Source organism: Pseudoduganella sp. GCM10020061 (assembly GCF_042683405.1).
Taxonomy (GTDB): Bacteria; Pseudomonadota; Gammaproteobacteria; order Burkholderiales; family Burkholderiaceae_D; genus Telluria.
Genome location: NZ_JBHUJS010000001.1, coordinates 83,819 through 99,872 on the forward strand (window position 1 = coordinate 83,819; position 16,054 = coordinate 99,872).

The 16,054-nt window shown below is 64.9% G+C and carries 10 protein-coding genes; 1 reads left to right on the forward strand and 9 read right to left on the reverse strand.

All coding sequences use genetic code 11. The features are described 5' to 3' along the window. Positions 1–77: 77 nt before the first annotated feature. Entirely contained in the window at positions 78–2,363 is a 2,286-nt protein-coding gene (locus ACFSQR_RS00380) for a YgiQ family radical SAM protein (protein WP_377726764.1), read from the reverse strand. A 200-nt stretch (positions 2,364–2,563) separates the two neighbouring features. Here ACFSQR_RS00380 and ACFSQR_RS00385 point away from each other — a divergent pair, with 200 nt between their 5' ends. After that, positions 2,564–3,406 carry a hypothetical protein gene (locus tag ACFSQR_RS00385; RefSeq protein WP_377726766.1) on the forward strand — a complete coding sequence of 281 codons (843 nt, stop codon included), beginning with the start codon at positions 2,564–2,566 and terminating at the stop codon, positions 3,404–3,406. Here the strand turns inward: ACFSQR_RS00385 and ACFSQR_RS00390 are convergent. The 8 genes from ACFSQR_RS00390 to ACFSQR_RS00425 form a co-directional block, all read right to left on the reverse strand. Next, positions 3,403–3,705, reverse strand: a complete 303-nt coding sequence (locus ACFSQR_RS00390; RefSeq protein WP_377726768.1) for a DUF4404 family protein — start codon at positions 3,703–3,705, stop codon at positions 3,403–3,405. The genes ACFSQR_RS00385 and ACFSQR_RS00390 overlap by 4 nt on opposite strands. Positions 3,706–3,914: 209 nt before the next feature. After that, positions 3,915–6,074 (reverse strand): M3 family metallopeptidase, encoded by a 2,160-nt coding sequence (locus tag ACFSQR_RS00395; protein WP_377726770.1) that lies wholly within the window; start codon positions 6,072–6,074, stop codon positions 3,915–3,917. A 165-nt stretch (positions 6,075–6,239) separates the two neighbouring features. Further along, positions 6,240–8,375 carry a M3 family metallopeptidase gene (locus ACFSQR_RS00400; RefSeq protein WP_377726771.1) on the reverse strand — a complete coding sequence of 712 codons (2,136 nt, stop codon included), beginning with the start codon at positions 8,373–8,375 and terminating at the stop codon, positions 6,240–6,242. A gap of 173 nt (positions 8,376–8,548) precedes the next feature. Then, complete coding sequence (locus ACFSQR_RS00405; protein ID WP_377726773.1) at positions 8,549–8,758, reverse strand: SlyX family protein; 210 nt, start codon at positions 8,756–8,758, stop codon at positions 8,549–8,551. A 66-nt stretch (positions 8,759–8,824) separates the two neighbouring features. Further along, complete coding sequence (locus tag ACFSQR_RS00410; protein ID WP_377726776.1) at positions 8,825–10,162, reverse strand: DUF4214 domain-containing protein; 1,338 nt, start codon at positions 10,160–10,162, stop codon at positions 8,825–8,827. Positions 10,163–10,347: 185 nt separating this feature from the next. Continuing rightward, a complete protein-coding gene (locus ACFSQR_RS00415; RefSeq protein WP_377726778.1) occupies positions 10,348–11,682 on the reverse strand; it encodes a DUF4214 domain-containing protein in 1,335 nt (444 codons plus the stop codon). Positions 11,683–11,781: 99 nt separating this feature from the next. Further along, the gene (locus ACFSQR_RS00420; protein WP_377726780.1) at positions 11,782–13,917 is read right to left on the reverse strand and encodes a DUF4214 domain-containing protein; all 2,136 of its coding nucleotides are present in this window, start codon (positions 13,915–13,917) and stop codon (positions 11,782–11,784) included. Between the two features lie 7 nt (positions 13,918–13,924). Then, on the reverse strand, positions 13,925–15,982 hold the full coding sequence (locus tag ACFSQR_RS00425; protein WP_377726782.1) for a UvrD-helicase domain-containing protein: 2,058 nt from the start codon (positions 15,980–15,982) through the stop codon (positions 13,925–13,927). Positions 15,983–16,054: the final 72 nt, after the last annotated feature.

A 16,054-nucleotide genomic window follows, 5' to 3' on the forward strand; every position in this document is an offset into this window, starting at 1 on the left:
TAGTGACCACTGCAGGCAACAACCCGCACAGGGCAGTTGCGTGCAGCAGGCCGACATGCTAATGATAACCCTGCACCTTACTTGCGGGCCGTTCGCGCGCCCGCTTTCGGCTTGGCCTTGATGGTGTCCAGGATCGACGGCCGCGTGCGGCTGTCCGGCGCGGCGGCCTGCCGCCCCGGCTTGATGCCTTTGGCCGCTACCTGCACCGCGGGACGCGCGCCTTTCGGCGCGGTATGCTCGCGGCCGCGCGGCGCTTCGCCACGGCGTCCCTGCGGCGCCGCGTGGCCCGGCTCGTCCATCGTCGCACCCGGTGGCGGGATCAGGTGGCGCTCGCCCGTGCCGATCAGGTCGGTGCGTCCCATGCGGGCCAGCGCCTCGCGCAGGATCGGCCAGTTTTCCGGGTCCTGGTAGCGCAGGAAGGCCTTGTGCACGCGGCGGATCTTGCCGCTACGCGCCGTCTCCACCACTTCCGAATCTTCCGTGACCTTGTGCAGCGGGTTCTTGCGGGTGTGGTACATGGTGGTCGCCATCGCCATCGGGGTCGGCGTGAAGGTCTGCACCTGGTCGAGCTGGAAGTTGTTCTTCTTCAGCCACAGCGCCAGGTTCAGCATGTCCTCGTCCGTCGTGCCCGGGTGAGCCGCGATGAAGTACGGGATCAGGTACTGCTTCTTGCCGGCCTCCAGCGAGTACTTCTCGAACATCTTCTTGAACTCGTCGTAGGCGCCGATGCCCGGCTTCATCATCTTCGACAGCGTGTTCTCTTCGGTGTGCTCGGGCGCGATCTTCAGCAGGCCGCCCACGTGGTGGGTGACCAGTTCCTTGACGTATTCGGGCGAGCGCACCGCCAGGTCGTAGCGCAGGCCGGACGAGATCAGCACCTTCTTGATGCCGGGGATCGCGCGCGCCTTGCGGTACAGCGACACCAGCTTGCTGTGGTCGGTGTTCAGGTTGACGCAGATGCTCGGGTACACGCACGACAGGCGGCGGCAGGTTTCCTCGATCTTCTTGTCCTTGCACTGCAGCCGGTACATGTTGGCAGTCGGGCCGCCCAGGTCCGAGATGGTGCCGGTGAAGCCCTTGGTCTTGTCGCGCACGTGCTCGATCTCGCGCAGGATCGACGGCTCCGAGCGGCTCTGGATGATGCGGCCTTCGTGCTCGGTGATCGAACAGAAGGTGCAGCCGCCGAAGCAGCCGCGCATGATGTTGATCGAGAAGCGGATCATTTCCCACGCCGGGATGTGCGCCTTGCCGTAGCTCGGGTGCGGACTGCGCGCGTAGGACAGGTCGAACACGCCGTCCATCTCGTCCATGGCAAGCGGCAGCGGCGGCGGGTTGAGCCACACATCGCGTTCGCCGTGCGCCTGCACCATCGCGCGCGCATTGCCCGGATTCGACTCAAGGTGGAACACGCGCGAGGCGTGCGCGTACATCACCGGGTCGTCCTTGACCACGTCGTACGCTGGCAGGCGCACCACGGTCTTGTTGTGCTTTTCCCTGGCCGCGGCCTGGCGCTCCTCGCGCGTCATGATGCGGATCGGCTTGACGACTTCCGCTTCCTTGCCAGCGTTCTCGGTCGCGCACACGGTCTTATCCTGCGGCAGCTCCTGGTAGGGGCTGTGGATCACGTCCACCTTGCCCGGCACGTCCACGCGGGTCGAGTTGTGCACCGTCCAGTCCTCGGCCGGCAGCCAGCCGGACGGCACCATGAAGGCGGTGCCGCGCAGGTCGCGGATGTCGCGGATGTTCTCGCCTGCGTTCAGGCGGTGCGCCAGGTCCACCACCGCACGCTCGGCGTTGCCGAAGACCAGCAGGTCGGCTTTCGAGTCCGGCAGCACCGAGCGGCGCACCTTGTCGGACCAGTAGTCGAAGTGGGCGATGCGGCGCAGCGACGCTTCGATCGAACCGATCACCACCGGCACGTCGGGGTAGGCTTCGCGCGCGCGCTGCGCGTACACGGTGACGGCGCGGTCGGGGCGCTTGTTCGGCTCCGCGTTGGGCGTGTAGGCGTCGTCGGAGCGGATCTTGCGGTCCGCAGTGTAGCGGTTGATCATCGAATCCATATTGCCCGCCGTGATGCCCCAGAACAGGCGCGGCTTGCCCAGCACCCGGAACGGGTCGGCCGAGTGCCAATCCGGCTGGCTGATGATACCGACGCGGAAGCCCTGTGCTTCCAGCACGCGGCCGATCAGCGCCATGCCGAAACTCGGATGGTCGATGTAGGCGTCGCCGGTGACGAGGATGACATCGCACTCGTCCCAGCCAAGCTTGTCCATCTCCGCGCGGGACATGGGCAGGAAAGGCGCGGCAATGGCGCGGCTCGACCGCTTGGGAGCGGCCGCAAACAGGTTTGCAGGGGAATTCATCGCGACATTGTACCGGAATTCGGCCCGGCGCCGAAGCGGCCCGGCTTTTTCCCTGAACAAAAACTGCTTAAAAATCAATCTGTTGCAGGTTCAGTCCGGGGAACCTCGAGGACCCTCGGAGGTCAAACAGGCACAGTGACGACGAAATCCGATCGCACTGGCGTCCACGCGGGGCAGGCCTATACTGAAGGAGCATCCACATGTCGCACCCGATCGACACTCGCCTCATCATGGAAAAGCTGACCCAGGCCGGCGTGCCGCCGGAGCATGCCAAGGCCCATACGCAGGTACTTTCCGACTCCCTGGAAGAGCAGCTCGCGCGTACCTGCTCGAAGGACGACCTGAGCGCAGCCCTCGAGCCGGTGCACCAGTCGATCAGGGACCTCACTGCGACGATGGCGACTACCGCCGCCCGGCTCGATGCAAGGATCGACACGACCAACGCACAGCTCGCTGCGACGACCGCTCAGCTGACGGCCAGAATCGACACGACCAACGCACAGCTCACTGCAACGACCGCTCAAATGACATCCAGGATTGACACCACCAACGCACAGCTCGCCGCAATGAGCGACCAGATGACTGCCCAGCTTGCTATAACGACCGCTCAGTTGACCGCCCGGATGGACGCCACCAACGCACAGCTCGCCGCGGCGACCGGACAGATGACGGCCCGGATGGACACTACCAATGCACAGTTCGCCGCAATGAGCGACAAGACGACTGCAGAGCTTGCGATAACGACCGCTCAGTTGACGGCCCGGATGGATAGCACCAATGCTCAGTTCGCCGCGATGGGCGACCGGATGACAGCCCAGCTTGTTGCAACGACCGGCCATTTGACGGCCAGGATCGACACTACCGATGGACAGCTCGCCGCGATGACCGCTCAGATGCTGGCAAGGTTCGATCAAACCGATGCCAGGATCGACAGCGCAGTCGCCAAGCTGAAGGGCGAGTGGATCACCTGGCTGCTGGCTTTCGGGCTGCTGCACACCGCACTGGTCGGTGGTGTGCTGCTGAAGCTGACGCTGGCGCCTTAGATCCCCATGCTGGCGAGCATGTTGCTCAGCTCGCGCAGCGCGGGCTCGAGTTTCGGGTGACGGGCGGCGAAGCGTGCCGAAATTTCCCGTGCCCGCTCGGCCAGGCCATCTTCCTCCATCTCCACCGGTTGCAGGTGCAGCGCCTCGCTCGCCTCGCGCTGGCGCAGCAAGGCGTGGATGTCGCCATCCAGCTGGGTTAGCAGACCCCGCAGTTCCGCATCCACCTCCGGCGTGCGGGACAGGTCGTCGTGCAAGTTCTTCAGATGGGATTTCAGGTCCGTCGCGCTGTCGGGCTGCATGGCATTCCTCAAGATTAGCTGTCCTGGAACTATTTATACACCTATTTGCCCGGAGGGACTGTGCGGTGTCACGCTTCAGGCGCAGCGTACACACCGACAGCTGGACGGCGAATTCGTCCGGTCATGTTGTCGATCGCGCAAAAAAAATCCCCGGCCGATGTCGGCCGGGGATGGCGTGATGAGGGCTGCGCGGGCGCAGCCTCTCGCCCTTAGTTGCTGACGCCGACCAGGCCGCGGCGCTCCAGCAGCGGCTCGATTTTCGGATCACGGCCGCGGAAGTTGCGGAACATTTCCATCGCGTCCTGGCTGCCGCCGCGCGACAGCAGGGTCTTGCGGAAGTGATCGCCGTTCTTGCGCAGCAGGCCGCCGTTCTCCTTGAACCATTCCACCGTGTCCGCATCCAGCTTCTCGCTCCACAGGTAGGAGTAATAGCCGGCCGAGTAGCCGCCGGAGAACACGTGCGAGAAGTAGGTGGTGCGGTAGCGCGGCGGCACCGGTGCGAAGTCAACGCCCGCTTCCTTCAGCGCGGCCGCTTCGAACGCCAGCACGTCGGCTGGAATCTCCGACGGCTTGAGCTGGTGCCAGCGCTGGTCCAGCAGCGATGCGGCCACGTTCTCGGTGGTCTTCATGCCCTGGTTGAACTTGTCGGCGGCGATTACCTTGTCCAGCAGCTCCTTCGGCATCGCGGCGCCGGTCTGGTAGTGCCGTGCGTAGTTGGCCAGCACGAGCGGATGATCCATCCACATCTCGTTGACCTGCGACGGATACTCGACGAAGTCGCGCGGCACGCTGGTGCCCGAGAAGCGCGGATAGGTCACGTCCGAGAACATGCCGTGCAGCGCATGGCCGAACTCGTGGAAGGCGGTACGCACTTCATCGTAGGTCAGCAGGGTCGGCTCGCCCTTCGGCGGCTTCGGGATGTTCAGGTTGTTCGAGATGACCGGACGCGTGCCCATCAGCTTCGACTGCGCGACATAGGCATTGGCCCATGCGCCGCCACGCTTGCTCGGGCGCGCGTACATGTCGGCAATAAAGATCGCCAGCTGCTTGCCGTTCGCATCGAACACGTCGAACACGCGCACGTCCTCGTGATAGACCGGCAGGTCGCGGCGCTCCTTGAACGACAGCCCGTACAGCTTGTTGGCGGCGAAGAACACGCCCTTGGTCAGCACGTTGTCCAGTTCAAAGTACGGCTTGAGCTGGTTCTGGTCGAACGCATAGCGCTCGGCGCGCACCTTGTCGGTGTAGTGGTCCCAGTCGGCCGCGGACACCTGGAAGTTGCCCTTTTCGGCGTCGATCATCTTCTGGATGTCGGCAGCTTCGCGGCGTGCGTTGGTGACGGCAGGCTTGGCCAGTTCGGCCAGCAGGCCGTTCACGGCGGTGGTGGTCTTGGCGGTGCGGTCTTCCAGCTGGTAGGCGGCGAAGTTCTCGTAGCCCAGCAGCACAGCCTTTTCGGCGCGCAGCTTAGCCAGCTGGCGCACCAGTTCGCGGTTGTCGTACTCGCCGCCGTTGCTGCCGCGCTCCAGCGCCAGCTTCGACAGGCGCTCGCGCACCGAGCGGTTGGTCAGCACGGACAGCGATGGCTGGCCGGTCGTGTTGACCATCACGATCGCGTACTTGCCCTCGTGGCCGCGGCTCTTGGCGGCGGCAGCAGCAGCGTTGATCTGCGCTTCCGACATGCCGGCCAGTTCTTCGCGGGTGTCGACGATCAGCACCGAGGTGTTGATCTCCTTGAGCACGTTCTGGGTGAACTTGTTCTGCAGCTTGGCGGTCTCGCCGTTGATGGCCTTGAGCTTTTCCTTGTCGGCAGCCGACAGCTTGACGCCGGAGCGCACGAAGTCGGTGTTGTAACGCTCGAGCAGGTACTTTTCTTCCTTGCCCAGCTTGAGCGCATCGCGCTTGTCGTACAGGGCCTTGATGCGCTCATACAGCTTGGCGTTCAGGAAGATCGCGTCCGAGTGCGCAGCCAGCTTGGGCGACATCTCGGTAGCGATCTTGTCCATTTCGGGATTGGTGTTGGCGCCCTTGACGCCGAAGAAGTAGGTCGACACGCGGCCCAGCAGCTTGCCCGACTTTTCCATCGCGACGATGGTGTTCTCGAAAGTCGGCGCCTTCGGATTGTTGGCGATCGCCTCGATCTCGGCCAGGTGCTCGGCCATGCCTGCGTTGAAGGCCGGCACGAAATGCGCATCCTTCACCTTGTCGAATGCCGGGTACTGGAACGGCAGGGTGCTTGGCTTGGCGAACGGATTCGATGCATCGATGGCAACAGCCTGCTTGGCGTGCGCGTGGGTGGCGGGAGCGGCAGCGTGCGCGACGCCGCCGAATGCCAGGCTGGCGGCGAGGATGAGCAGTTGTGGACGGTTCATTGGTGGTTCTTCCTTCAGGACAGGACAGATGAGATTTCGATGGTAGCAGGGAGCGGCGGCGGAGTCACTGCCGGGAATGTATGCATCTTGTAACAAACAATGCGGCGTCCCCGCGGAAGGCGGGGAGCCATGCAACCGGAGGCGGCGGGCGCCGCCTCCCTTGTCTTACTTGTCGCCGGTCAGGCCGCGGCGTTCGAGCAGCGCTTCGATCTTCGCGTCGCGTCCGCGGAAGTTGCGGAACAGGTCCATCGCGTCCGCCGTGCCGCCGCGCGACAGCAGCGTCTTGCGGAAGTGGTCGCCGTTCTTGCGCAGCAGGCCGCCGTTCTCCTTGAACCATTCCACCGTGTCCGCATCCAGCTTCTCGCTCCACAGGTAGGAGTAGTAGCCTGCCTCGTACCCACCCGAGAACGCGTGCGAGAAGTAGGTGGTGCGGTAGCGCGGCGGCACCGGCGCGAAGTCCACGCCGGCGCCTTTCAGCGCCGCCGCCTCGAACGCCAGCACGTCGGCCGGCACCTCGGACGGCTTGATCTGGTGCCAGCGCTGGTCCAGCAGCGAGGCCGACAGGTACTCGGTGGTCATGAAGCCCTGGTTGAACTTCTTCGCCGCGATCACCTTGTCCAGCAGTTCCTTTGGCATCGCGGCGCCGGTCTTGTAGTGCTTCGCGTAGTTGGCCAGCACTTCCGGCCACACCGCCCACATCTCGTTGACCTGGGACGGATACTCGACGAAGTCGCGCGGCACGTTGGTGCCGGAGAAGCGCGGGTACTTCACGCTGGACAGCATGCCGTGCAGCGCGTGGCCGAATTCGTGGAACGTGGTGCGCACCTCGTCGAAGGTGAGCAGGGTCGGCTCGCCCTTCGGCGGCTTGGGGATGTTCAGGTGGTTACCCACCACCGGGCGGGTGCCCAGCAGCGTGTTCTGCGACACGTACTCGTTCATCCAGGCGCCGCCGCGCTTGTTCGAGCGCGCGTACATGTCGGCGATGAAGATCGCGAGCGGCTTGCCGTTGGCGTCGAACACATCGAACACGCGCACGTCCGGATCGTACACCGGCAGGTCGCGGCGTTCCTTGAACGACAGGCCGTACAGCTTGTTCGCCGCGAAGAACACGCCCTTCACCAGCACGTTATCCAGCTCAAAGTACGGCTTGAGCTGGTTCTCGTCGAACGAATAGCGCTGGGCGCGCAGCTTGTCGGTGTAGTGGTACCAGTCGGCCGCGCCGAGCTGGAAGCCGCCCTGCTCCGCATCGACCAGCTTCTGCAGGTCGGCCGCTTCGCGGCGCGCATTGGTGACGGCGGGCTTGGCCAGTTCGGCCAGCAGGCCGTTGACGGCAGTGGTGGTCTTCGCGGTCTGGTCTTCCAGCGAGTAGGCGGCGTAGTTCTCGTAGCCCAGCAGCACCGCCTTCTCGGCGCGCAGGCGGACCAGCTTCTTCACCAGCTCACGGTTATCGAACTCGCCGCCACGGCTGCCGCGCTGCATCGACAGCGCCATCAGGCGTTCGCGCACGGCGCGGTTGGTCAGCACTGCCAGTGGCGGCTGGCCGGTCGTGTTCATCAGCGCCACTTCGTACTTGCCCGGCTTGCCGTTCTTGGCAGCGGCGTCGGCAGCGGCGGCGATCGCGGCCTCGCTCATGCCGGCCAGCTCCTCGCGCGTATCGACCACCAGCGCCGAGGCATTGGTTTCCTTCAGCACGTTCTGGGTGAACTGGCTTTGCAGCGACGCGATCTCGGCGTTCAGCGCCTTCAGCTTGGCCTTGTCGGCATCGGACAGCTGCGCGCCTGCGCGCACGAAGTCCGTGTGGTAGCGCTCCAGCAGGTGCTTTTCCTCCGCGCCCAGCTTGAGGGACGCGCGCTTGTCGTACAGCGACTTGACGCGCGCGTACAGCTTCGGATCCATGAAGATCGCATCCGCGTGGGCGGCGCGCTTGGGCGACATCTCGGTGTCGATCGCATCCAGGCGGTCATTCGTATTCGCGCCTTGCAGGTTGGAGAACACGGCGGTCACGCGGTTCAGCAGCTGGCCGGACTTCTCCATCGCTACGATCGTATTCTCGAAGGTCGGCGCCTTCGGATTATCCGCGATCGCGCGGATCTCCTTCAGCTGCGCGGCCATGCCCGCGTTGAACGCCGGCGTGTAGTGCTCATCCTTGATCTTATCGAAAGCCGGGTACTGGAACGGCAGCGTGCTTGGCTTAGCGAACGGGTTTGCGGCTTCGAGCGCGGCTGGCGCAACGGGAGCGGCGAAGGCGGTTCCGGCAATCGCCAGGCTGGCGGCGATCACGAGCATGTGTGGACGGTTCATGGGTCTCTCTTGCGGTTGAGGTGCCGTACAGCATAACAAGAAAAATGGGGACAGACCCCATTTCCGTGTGACGCGCCTGCGCCCGGATTTAACAACAAAATGGGGTCTGTCCCCATTTCGGTGTGACGCGCCTACGCCAGGATTTAACAACAAAATGGGGTCTGTCCCCATTCTTAGTAGTGCGGGGGCTTTTCGTTGAGGATGGTGTTGGGGCCGCTGTGCATGTTGTTGCGCACGTGCTCGGCCAGCTTGGCGATCATCGCTTCAAGCGTGTCGATGCGGCGGCTCTGCTCGTACACGGTCTTGTTGAGCGTGTCGACCAGGTCTTCCTGCTGCGCCAGCTTGATTTCGATGTCCACCAAGCGGTTGTCGATGTGTTCCATGGCTTCCTTTGCGGTAAGTGACGGAGTATAACCGCCGCAGGACCGTCCCCCCGGCGCAACCTGGGTTTATGCGTAGGGGACGTAGGCGAAGCCGTTGCCGATGATCTCGGCGACGTTGGCCTGGTTCTCGGCGCTCTCGCTGAAGTGCGCGAGCACGTCGGCGCGGCTGGCATTGTTGCCGTCCAGGGCGCCGACCCAGAAGTTGACGCCGGCCGCTTCGCCCGCGCGGTCGAGCACGTTCTGGTACAGCTTGTCGACGAACTGCCGGTTGGTCGGGTTGGCGCCGTACATGGCGGTGAACTCGGTGCTGGCCATGAAGCCCGCCGCCACCGATTCGAGCGACATGCCGCGGTCGAGCTGGGAGATCCAGAAGCCGACGCCCGACATGTCCGGCGCACGGTCGAACGCGGCCTGGTAGATGCGGTAGGCCTCGCCGCCGTTGCCATCGATATCGACGGCCACCGAGACGTCGCCGAATTTGATGCGCTCGACATTGCTCAGGGTGTCCGTGCCCCCGGCGCCCGCGCGGTCGGTTACTGTGACGGTGGTGCCGGAGCGCGCGACCGTGAAGTTGGCACGAGCTGCGCCGAAGGCCGCGGTGTCGATGCCGCCCTGTCCGTTCAGCAGGTCGCTGCCGCCGTCGCCGCGCAGCACATCGTTGCCGGCCGTGCCGCTCAGCTGGTCCGCGCCGTTGGTGCCGACCAGGTAACGCGCGCCCGCGTCCGCGCCCAGCTTGCCGCCCAGGCCGTCGGCGCCGTACAGCCACATCAGCGCTGCGACGTCGTACTGGCTGAACTGGGCGTATGCGCCGCCGCTCCAGTCATAGGACATGAGCGTGTTGGAGGACCGGTCCAGGCTGTCCGGCAGGGTGACCGTATTGCCGGTCGTGGCTTCGAACGGGTGCTTCAGCCCGAGCATGTGGCCGATCTCGTGCAGCAGCGTCTCGTAGCCTTCGCGCCCCGGGGTCAGGTCCGCGTTGGTACTGGCGAACTGCACGTTGTCCAGGTAGATGTACGAGTCGACGCTGTACGAAGTGAGGTTGCCGCTGCGGTCGTAACTGTAGGAGCTGCGCCAGCTGGACAGGCCGCTGGTCTGGTCGCTGTGGGTGATGTCGATGTTCGCGAAGTGCACCTGGGCGGCATTGCCGTCGCTGGTCTGAACGAAGTTGATGCCGGTAAGCTGGCCGACGTACTTCATCGCGGCCATGGTGTTCTGCTGCTGGGCCGGCGAGAACGCCGCCTGGCCGTAACGGTTCGGCTCGTTGCCGGCCGCCACCGAGAAGGTGTACAGGATGGTGTTCGAATACGGGGTGATGAAGTTCCAGTCGGGACCTTGATCGAGCAGCGCGTCGATGTGCAGGTAGCCGGAAACAGGAACGGTGTTGAGGTCTGAAACGCGGGCCATGGTGCTCCACAAAAGGCAGGCTGAGAAAGAACGTGCCCGTCAGTATTTGTTCCTGACGGGCACGTGTCAACGCGCTTTTTGTGAGCAAGCGTAACTTTCAACATTCAAGATAATTGAACGTTAATGCCACGCCTGGCGGGTTGCGGCGAGCCTCCGTGCGTGGACGCTTGCCGCCTGGACAAGGCTCAGCCGTACGGGATGTACGGGAAGCTGTTGCCAATCACCGTGGCGATGTTCGCGACGTTCTCGGCGCTTTCGCTGAAGTGCGCCAGCACGCTCGCGTGGTCGGTGCGCCCTTCGTTCAGGGCGGCCACCCAGAAGTCGACGCCGGCCTGTTCGCCCGCGCGGTCCAGCACGTTCTGGTACAGCTTGGCGACGAAGGCTTCGTTGGTCGGGTTGGCGCCGTACATGGTCACGAATTCGTTGCTCTGCATGAAGCCGTGCGCGATGTCGTGCAGCGGCACGCCCTTGTCCATCTGGGCAATCCAGAAGCCGACACCGGCCGCATCCGGCGCCCGGTCGAAGGCGGCGTTGTAGACGCGGTATGCCTGGCCGGCGGTGCCGTTGACGTCCAGCGCGATCGCGCCGCCGTCGTACAGCACGCGCTCGACGTTGACCAGCTGGTCGACCGAGACGCCGTCGTCGAGCGACCAGCCGGTTGCCGTCTTGGTCAGCGTCATCAGGTGCCTGGCCACGTCGATCTTGACGAAGTCGGTGCCGGCGCCGCCGTCGATGTTGTCGTTGCCATAGCCGCCTTCGAACATGTCGCTCAAGGCGCTGCCGAGGAGGTTGTCGACGAATGGCGTACCCACCAGGTACTTGCCGCTGCCTTCGCTGGCGCCGCGCGCGCCGCCCAGGCCGTCGCCGCCGTACAGCCAGCGCAGCGCGGCGATGTCGTACTGCGCGTAGGTCTGTCCCGGCGCGCTGAAGGTGCTGTAGGACATGACTGTGTAGAACGCGCCGTCCTGGCCGGCCGGGAGCGTGGTCGTGTTGTCCGGCTTGGCGTCGAACGGATGCTTCAGGCCCATCAGGTGGCCCAGTTCGTGCAGCAGCGTTTCGTAGCCGCGCGTGCCCGGCGACAGGTTGGCGTTCTGCTGGCCGAATTCGACGCTGTCCATGTACAGCGTGCCACCCGCGATATAGTTGGTGAACTCGCCGTTCGGTAGCTCGTCGTAGCCGTACGACCATGCCGCCAGGCCCATCGTGTTGTCTTTCAGGATGTTGCCGTTGACGAGGGCAATGTTGGCCAGGTTGGTGTCGGTGGTCTGGACGAAATTGATGCCGGTGTACTTGGCCAGTTCGGCGATCGCCAGGTTGGCCGCCGCCTGCTGGGTCGGCGTGAACGCGGTCAGGTTGCTGACGTCGCTGATCTCGCTGTCCGAGTGCACGACAAAGGTATAGAACAAGGTGTTGGCGACGGTGGGCTGGTAATAGTTCCAGTCGGGGCTGCTGTTGAGCAGCGCGTCGATGTGGTAGTAGCCCGATTTCGGCGTCGTGGTCAGTTCAATAAGCTTTGGCATGGCGGGCAGAAAGATGAAGTTGAACACGGAGTATTTCGTGCCGACGCTGCTGTGTCAACCATCAGTATGTGACGATCCGCAACAAAAACGCGCAATCGCTCAGCCGAATGGCGTGTACGGGAAGCCATTGCCGATCACTGCTGCCAGGTTGTCAATGTTCTCGGCGCTTTCGCTGAAATGCGCGAGCACGCTGGTGCGGCTGGTGCGGCCCTCGTCCAGCGCGGCCACCCAGAAGTCGACGCCGGCCTGCTCGCCCGCGCGGTCCAGCACGTTCTGGTAGAGCCTGGCGACAAAGTCGGCATTGGAGGGATCGGCCCCGTACAGCGCGGTGAACTCCTGGCTCTGCATGAAGCCCAGCGCCACCGTCTCCAGCGCGACGCCGGCATCCATGCGCGCCATCCAGTAGCCCACGCCCGCCATGTCCGGGGCGCGGTCGAACACCGCCTGGTAGATGCGGTAGGCCTGGCCGCCGTTGCCGCCAATGTCGAGCGCAAGGTGCGCGTCGCCGAAGTGCAGGCGCTCGATCGAGAACAGGGTGTCGGTGCCGCCGCTGCCCTGCGTGTCCGTCACCGTCACGCCGCGTTCGCCGACCTGCACTGTGTAGGCGGCGCGCGGGCCGCCGTAGGCAACGCTGTCGGCGCCGGCGCCGCCGGAGTAGGTGTTGTTGCCGGGGCCCGCGCTGAAGGTGTCCGACGCGCCGGTGCCGCCGAAGCCTGCCGCCGCATCGACCCGGATGTGCGCCAGGTCCCAGTTCTGCACCACGCGGCCGTCCGGCGTGGTCGCCACCACCCACGCCATGCGCGTGCCGGGGCCGACTTCGTTGCCGAGCGCCTCCCAGTTGCCTTGCGCGTCGGCGAGCGCCGTGGCAGCCACCGCATTGTCGATGTACACCTCGACCTTCGAGCCGGGATGCGCGGTGCCGTACAGCACTGGGCGGTTGCCGCCGATCAGGAAGGTGGCGTCCTGCTCGACCAGCAGGGTCGGCGTGGCCGGGATGGCGGCCACGACCTGCACCGGCTGTTCGGCGCTGAACACGGATGTATTGCCGGACGCATCGGTGGCGCTGGCGTAGAACACGTACGAATTGTTGTCGACGAAGCGCGGCGGCACCGACCAGGCGCCGCTGGCATCGGCCACCGCCTGGCCGAAGTTGATATGGTTCCCCTGCGGCAGCGAATAGAACACCTCCACGCGCGCGCCCGGCTCGGCCGTGCCGCGGATGGTGATCTTGCCGTTGGCCTCGTCGAGGCTCAGCACCGGCGCCGGCGGCGGCGTGACGTCGGCGTTGGTGACCTGGGCGAAGGTGAAGATGCCGTCGGAGAACTGGAACAGCTCGACAAAGCGCACCCGGTCGGTGCCGTCCGCGCCGGTCAGGTCCCTGACCGTGACCTCGGTGACGTCCACGCGCACGATCTCGTAGGAATCGCGCGTACCGGAGAACACGGCGGTGTCGGTGCCGCCCCAGCCGCCGCTGATGACGTCGTCCCCGCCGCCGCCCTGCAACACATCGTCGGTGCCGTAGGCCTCCATGTAGTCGTTGGCGCTGGTGCCCATCCAGTAGTCGCCGGCGCCGCCCACGCCCAGCTTGCCATCCAGGCCGTCGCCGCCGTACAGCCACATCAGCGCCGCGACGTCGTACTGGCTGTAAACCGAATACGGGCCGCCCTTGCTGGTGTAGGACATCAGCGTGTTGGCCGTGTGGTCGTCATATTCCGCCAGCGTGTTGCCGTTGGTCCCAGCCTTCTCGAACGGGTGCTTCAGGCCGAGCATGTGGCCCAGTTCGTGCAGCAGCAGCTCGTAGCCTTCCGTCCCCGGTACCAGCTGGCCCGCATAGCCCAGCCATTCCCGGTTGTCGATGTAGACCGTGGAGGTGGCCTGGTAGTCGCTGTAGTTGACCTCGTCGGTGTACGAATAGCTGGAGATGCACAGGCCCGCCACATCGGCTTCCATGATGTCGGCGCAGGCCAGACGCACGTGCGCGGCGAGCGCGTCGGCCGTTTCGACGAAGCGGATGCCGGTCAGCGCGCTGATGTATTCGAACGCACTGCGCGCATTGGCCTGCTGTGTGGGCGTGAATGCCTGGATGCCCGCCACGTCGTTGGCATGGCCGCCGGCCACCGTGAAGGTGTAGCGGATCGTGTTGCCGTGGGACGGCAGCAGGTTCCAGTGCGGCCCTGCGCCGATCAGCGGGCTGACGTGGTACAGGGTCGGGAGCGGAACGGTGATCTGGGACATGGCGGGCTCAGCGTGGCGTGGACAGCAGGGCCTTCAGGCTGGCCAGGCGGTCCTTGGGTGAAATGATTTCGGATTCCATCGGCGGCGCGTCGCCTTCGTCCAGCGCCATCTCCTTGATGAAGCGCGACGGGTCGCAGTGCACCTGCTCGCCGGCGCGCTTGCGCTTCTTGCACCAGGTGATCTGCAGCGTGCGCTTGGCGCGCGTGATGCCGACGTACATCAGGCGCCGCTCTTCCTCGACGCGCTGGGCCACCTGCTCGACCGGGGCGTCGGGGTCGCCCTTGTGCGGCAGGATGCCTTCCTCGCAGCCGACCAGGAACACGTGCGGATACTCCAGTCCTTTCGAGGCGTGCAGGGTGGACATGCGGATCGCGTCCGGTTCCTCGTCCTTGCCTTCCAGCATCGACATCAGCGCCACCATCTGGGTCAGCTCGAGCAGGTTCTTTTCCTCGCCCTGCTTGTCCTTGCCGCCGCAGCCGCGCTCCTTGAGCCAGTTGGTGAACTCGAGCACGTTCTGCCACTTCGATTGCGCGGCGCGCTCCTCGAAGGCGTCGTACAGGTAGTTCTCGTAGTTGATTTCTTTCATCATGTCGTCCAGCACCGCGGCGGCGTTCTCGCCGCTGCCCGACGGGCCCGGACGCGAGGCGCGCGATTCCAGGTCGTTGATGAAGTTGCAGAAGTCGCGCAGCGGGCGCAGCTGGCGGTCGGTCAGCAGCGCCTCGATGCCGCCCTTGAACACGGCCGCGAACAGCGAGCACTGCCACTGGCCGGAGAACGCGCCCAGCACTTCCAGCGTGGACTGGCCGACGCCGCGCCGCGGCGTGGTCACGGCACGGATGAAGGCCGGGTCGTCGTCCTCGTTGGCGATCAGGCGCAGGTAGGCAATGATGTCCTTGATCTCGGCCTTGTCGAAGAAGCTCTGGCCGCCGGAAATCGTGTACGGGATGCGCTCCTGGCGCAGTGCCTGCTCGATCACGCGCGCCTGGTGGTTGCCGCGGTACAGGATCGCGTAGTCGGACCACTTGTTCTTGCGCTGGAAGTGGTCGGCCGAAATCATGATCGCGACCTGCTGCGCTTCCTGCTCGTCGTTGGGCATGCCGAGCACCTTGATCGGCTCGCCCAGGCCGTGTTCGGACCACAGCTTCTTGTCGAACAGCTTGGGGTTGTTGCCGATCACGGCGTTGGCGGCCTGCAGGATGCGCGTGGTGGAGCGGTAGTTCTGCTCCAGCTTGATCACCTTCAGGTCCGGGAAGTCGGTCTGCAGCGTGCGCAGGTTCTCCACCGAGGCGCCGCGCCATGCGTAGATGGCCTGGTCGTCGTCGCCCACGGCGGTGAACATCGGCTTCTTGCCGATGCCGGTGACCAGCAGCTTGACCAGCTCGTACTGGCAGGTATTGGTGTCCTGGTACTCGTCCATCAGGAGGTAGCGCAGGCGGCGCTGCCACTTGTCGCGGATCGGCTCGTTGTTGCGGAACAGTTCCACCGGCAGGCGGATCAGGTCGTCGAAGTCCACCGCCTGGTAGGCCTGCAGCGTGGCCACGTAGCTGCGGTAGATGCGCCCGGCCTGGGCCTCGTCCTCGTCCCTGGCGCCCTTGATCGCGTCTTCCGGGTCGACCAGGCCGTTCTTCCACAGCGAGATGGCGGTCTGGATGTCGCGGATGATCTTCTTGTCCGTCGTCAGCGCCAGGTCCTGCACCAGCGAGAAGCAGTCGTCCGCATCCATGATCGAGAAGCGGTCCTTGAGGCCCACGCCGTGCGCTTCCTGGCGCAGGATCTTCACGCCCAGCGAGTGGAAGGTCGATACCGTGAGCAGCTTGGCCTGCTTGGGCTGCTTGAGCAGTTTGCCGATCCGCTCCTGCATTTCCAGCGCGGCCTTGTTGGTGAAGGTGAGCGCGGCGATGGTGCGCGGATCGTAGCCGCGGTCCTCGATCATGTAGGCGATCTTCTGCGTGATCACGCGCGTCTTGCCCGAGCCCGCGCCGGCCAGCACCAGGCAGGGACCGTCCAGGTAGCACACCGCCTCGCTTTGCGGGACGTTAAGGCCGAACATGGGGACGTGGGACATAGGGAAACCGGCGGGACGAACAGCCGGCCATTGTACAGTGCAATCGTTGAGTTCCCGTCGTAAAATGGCCTC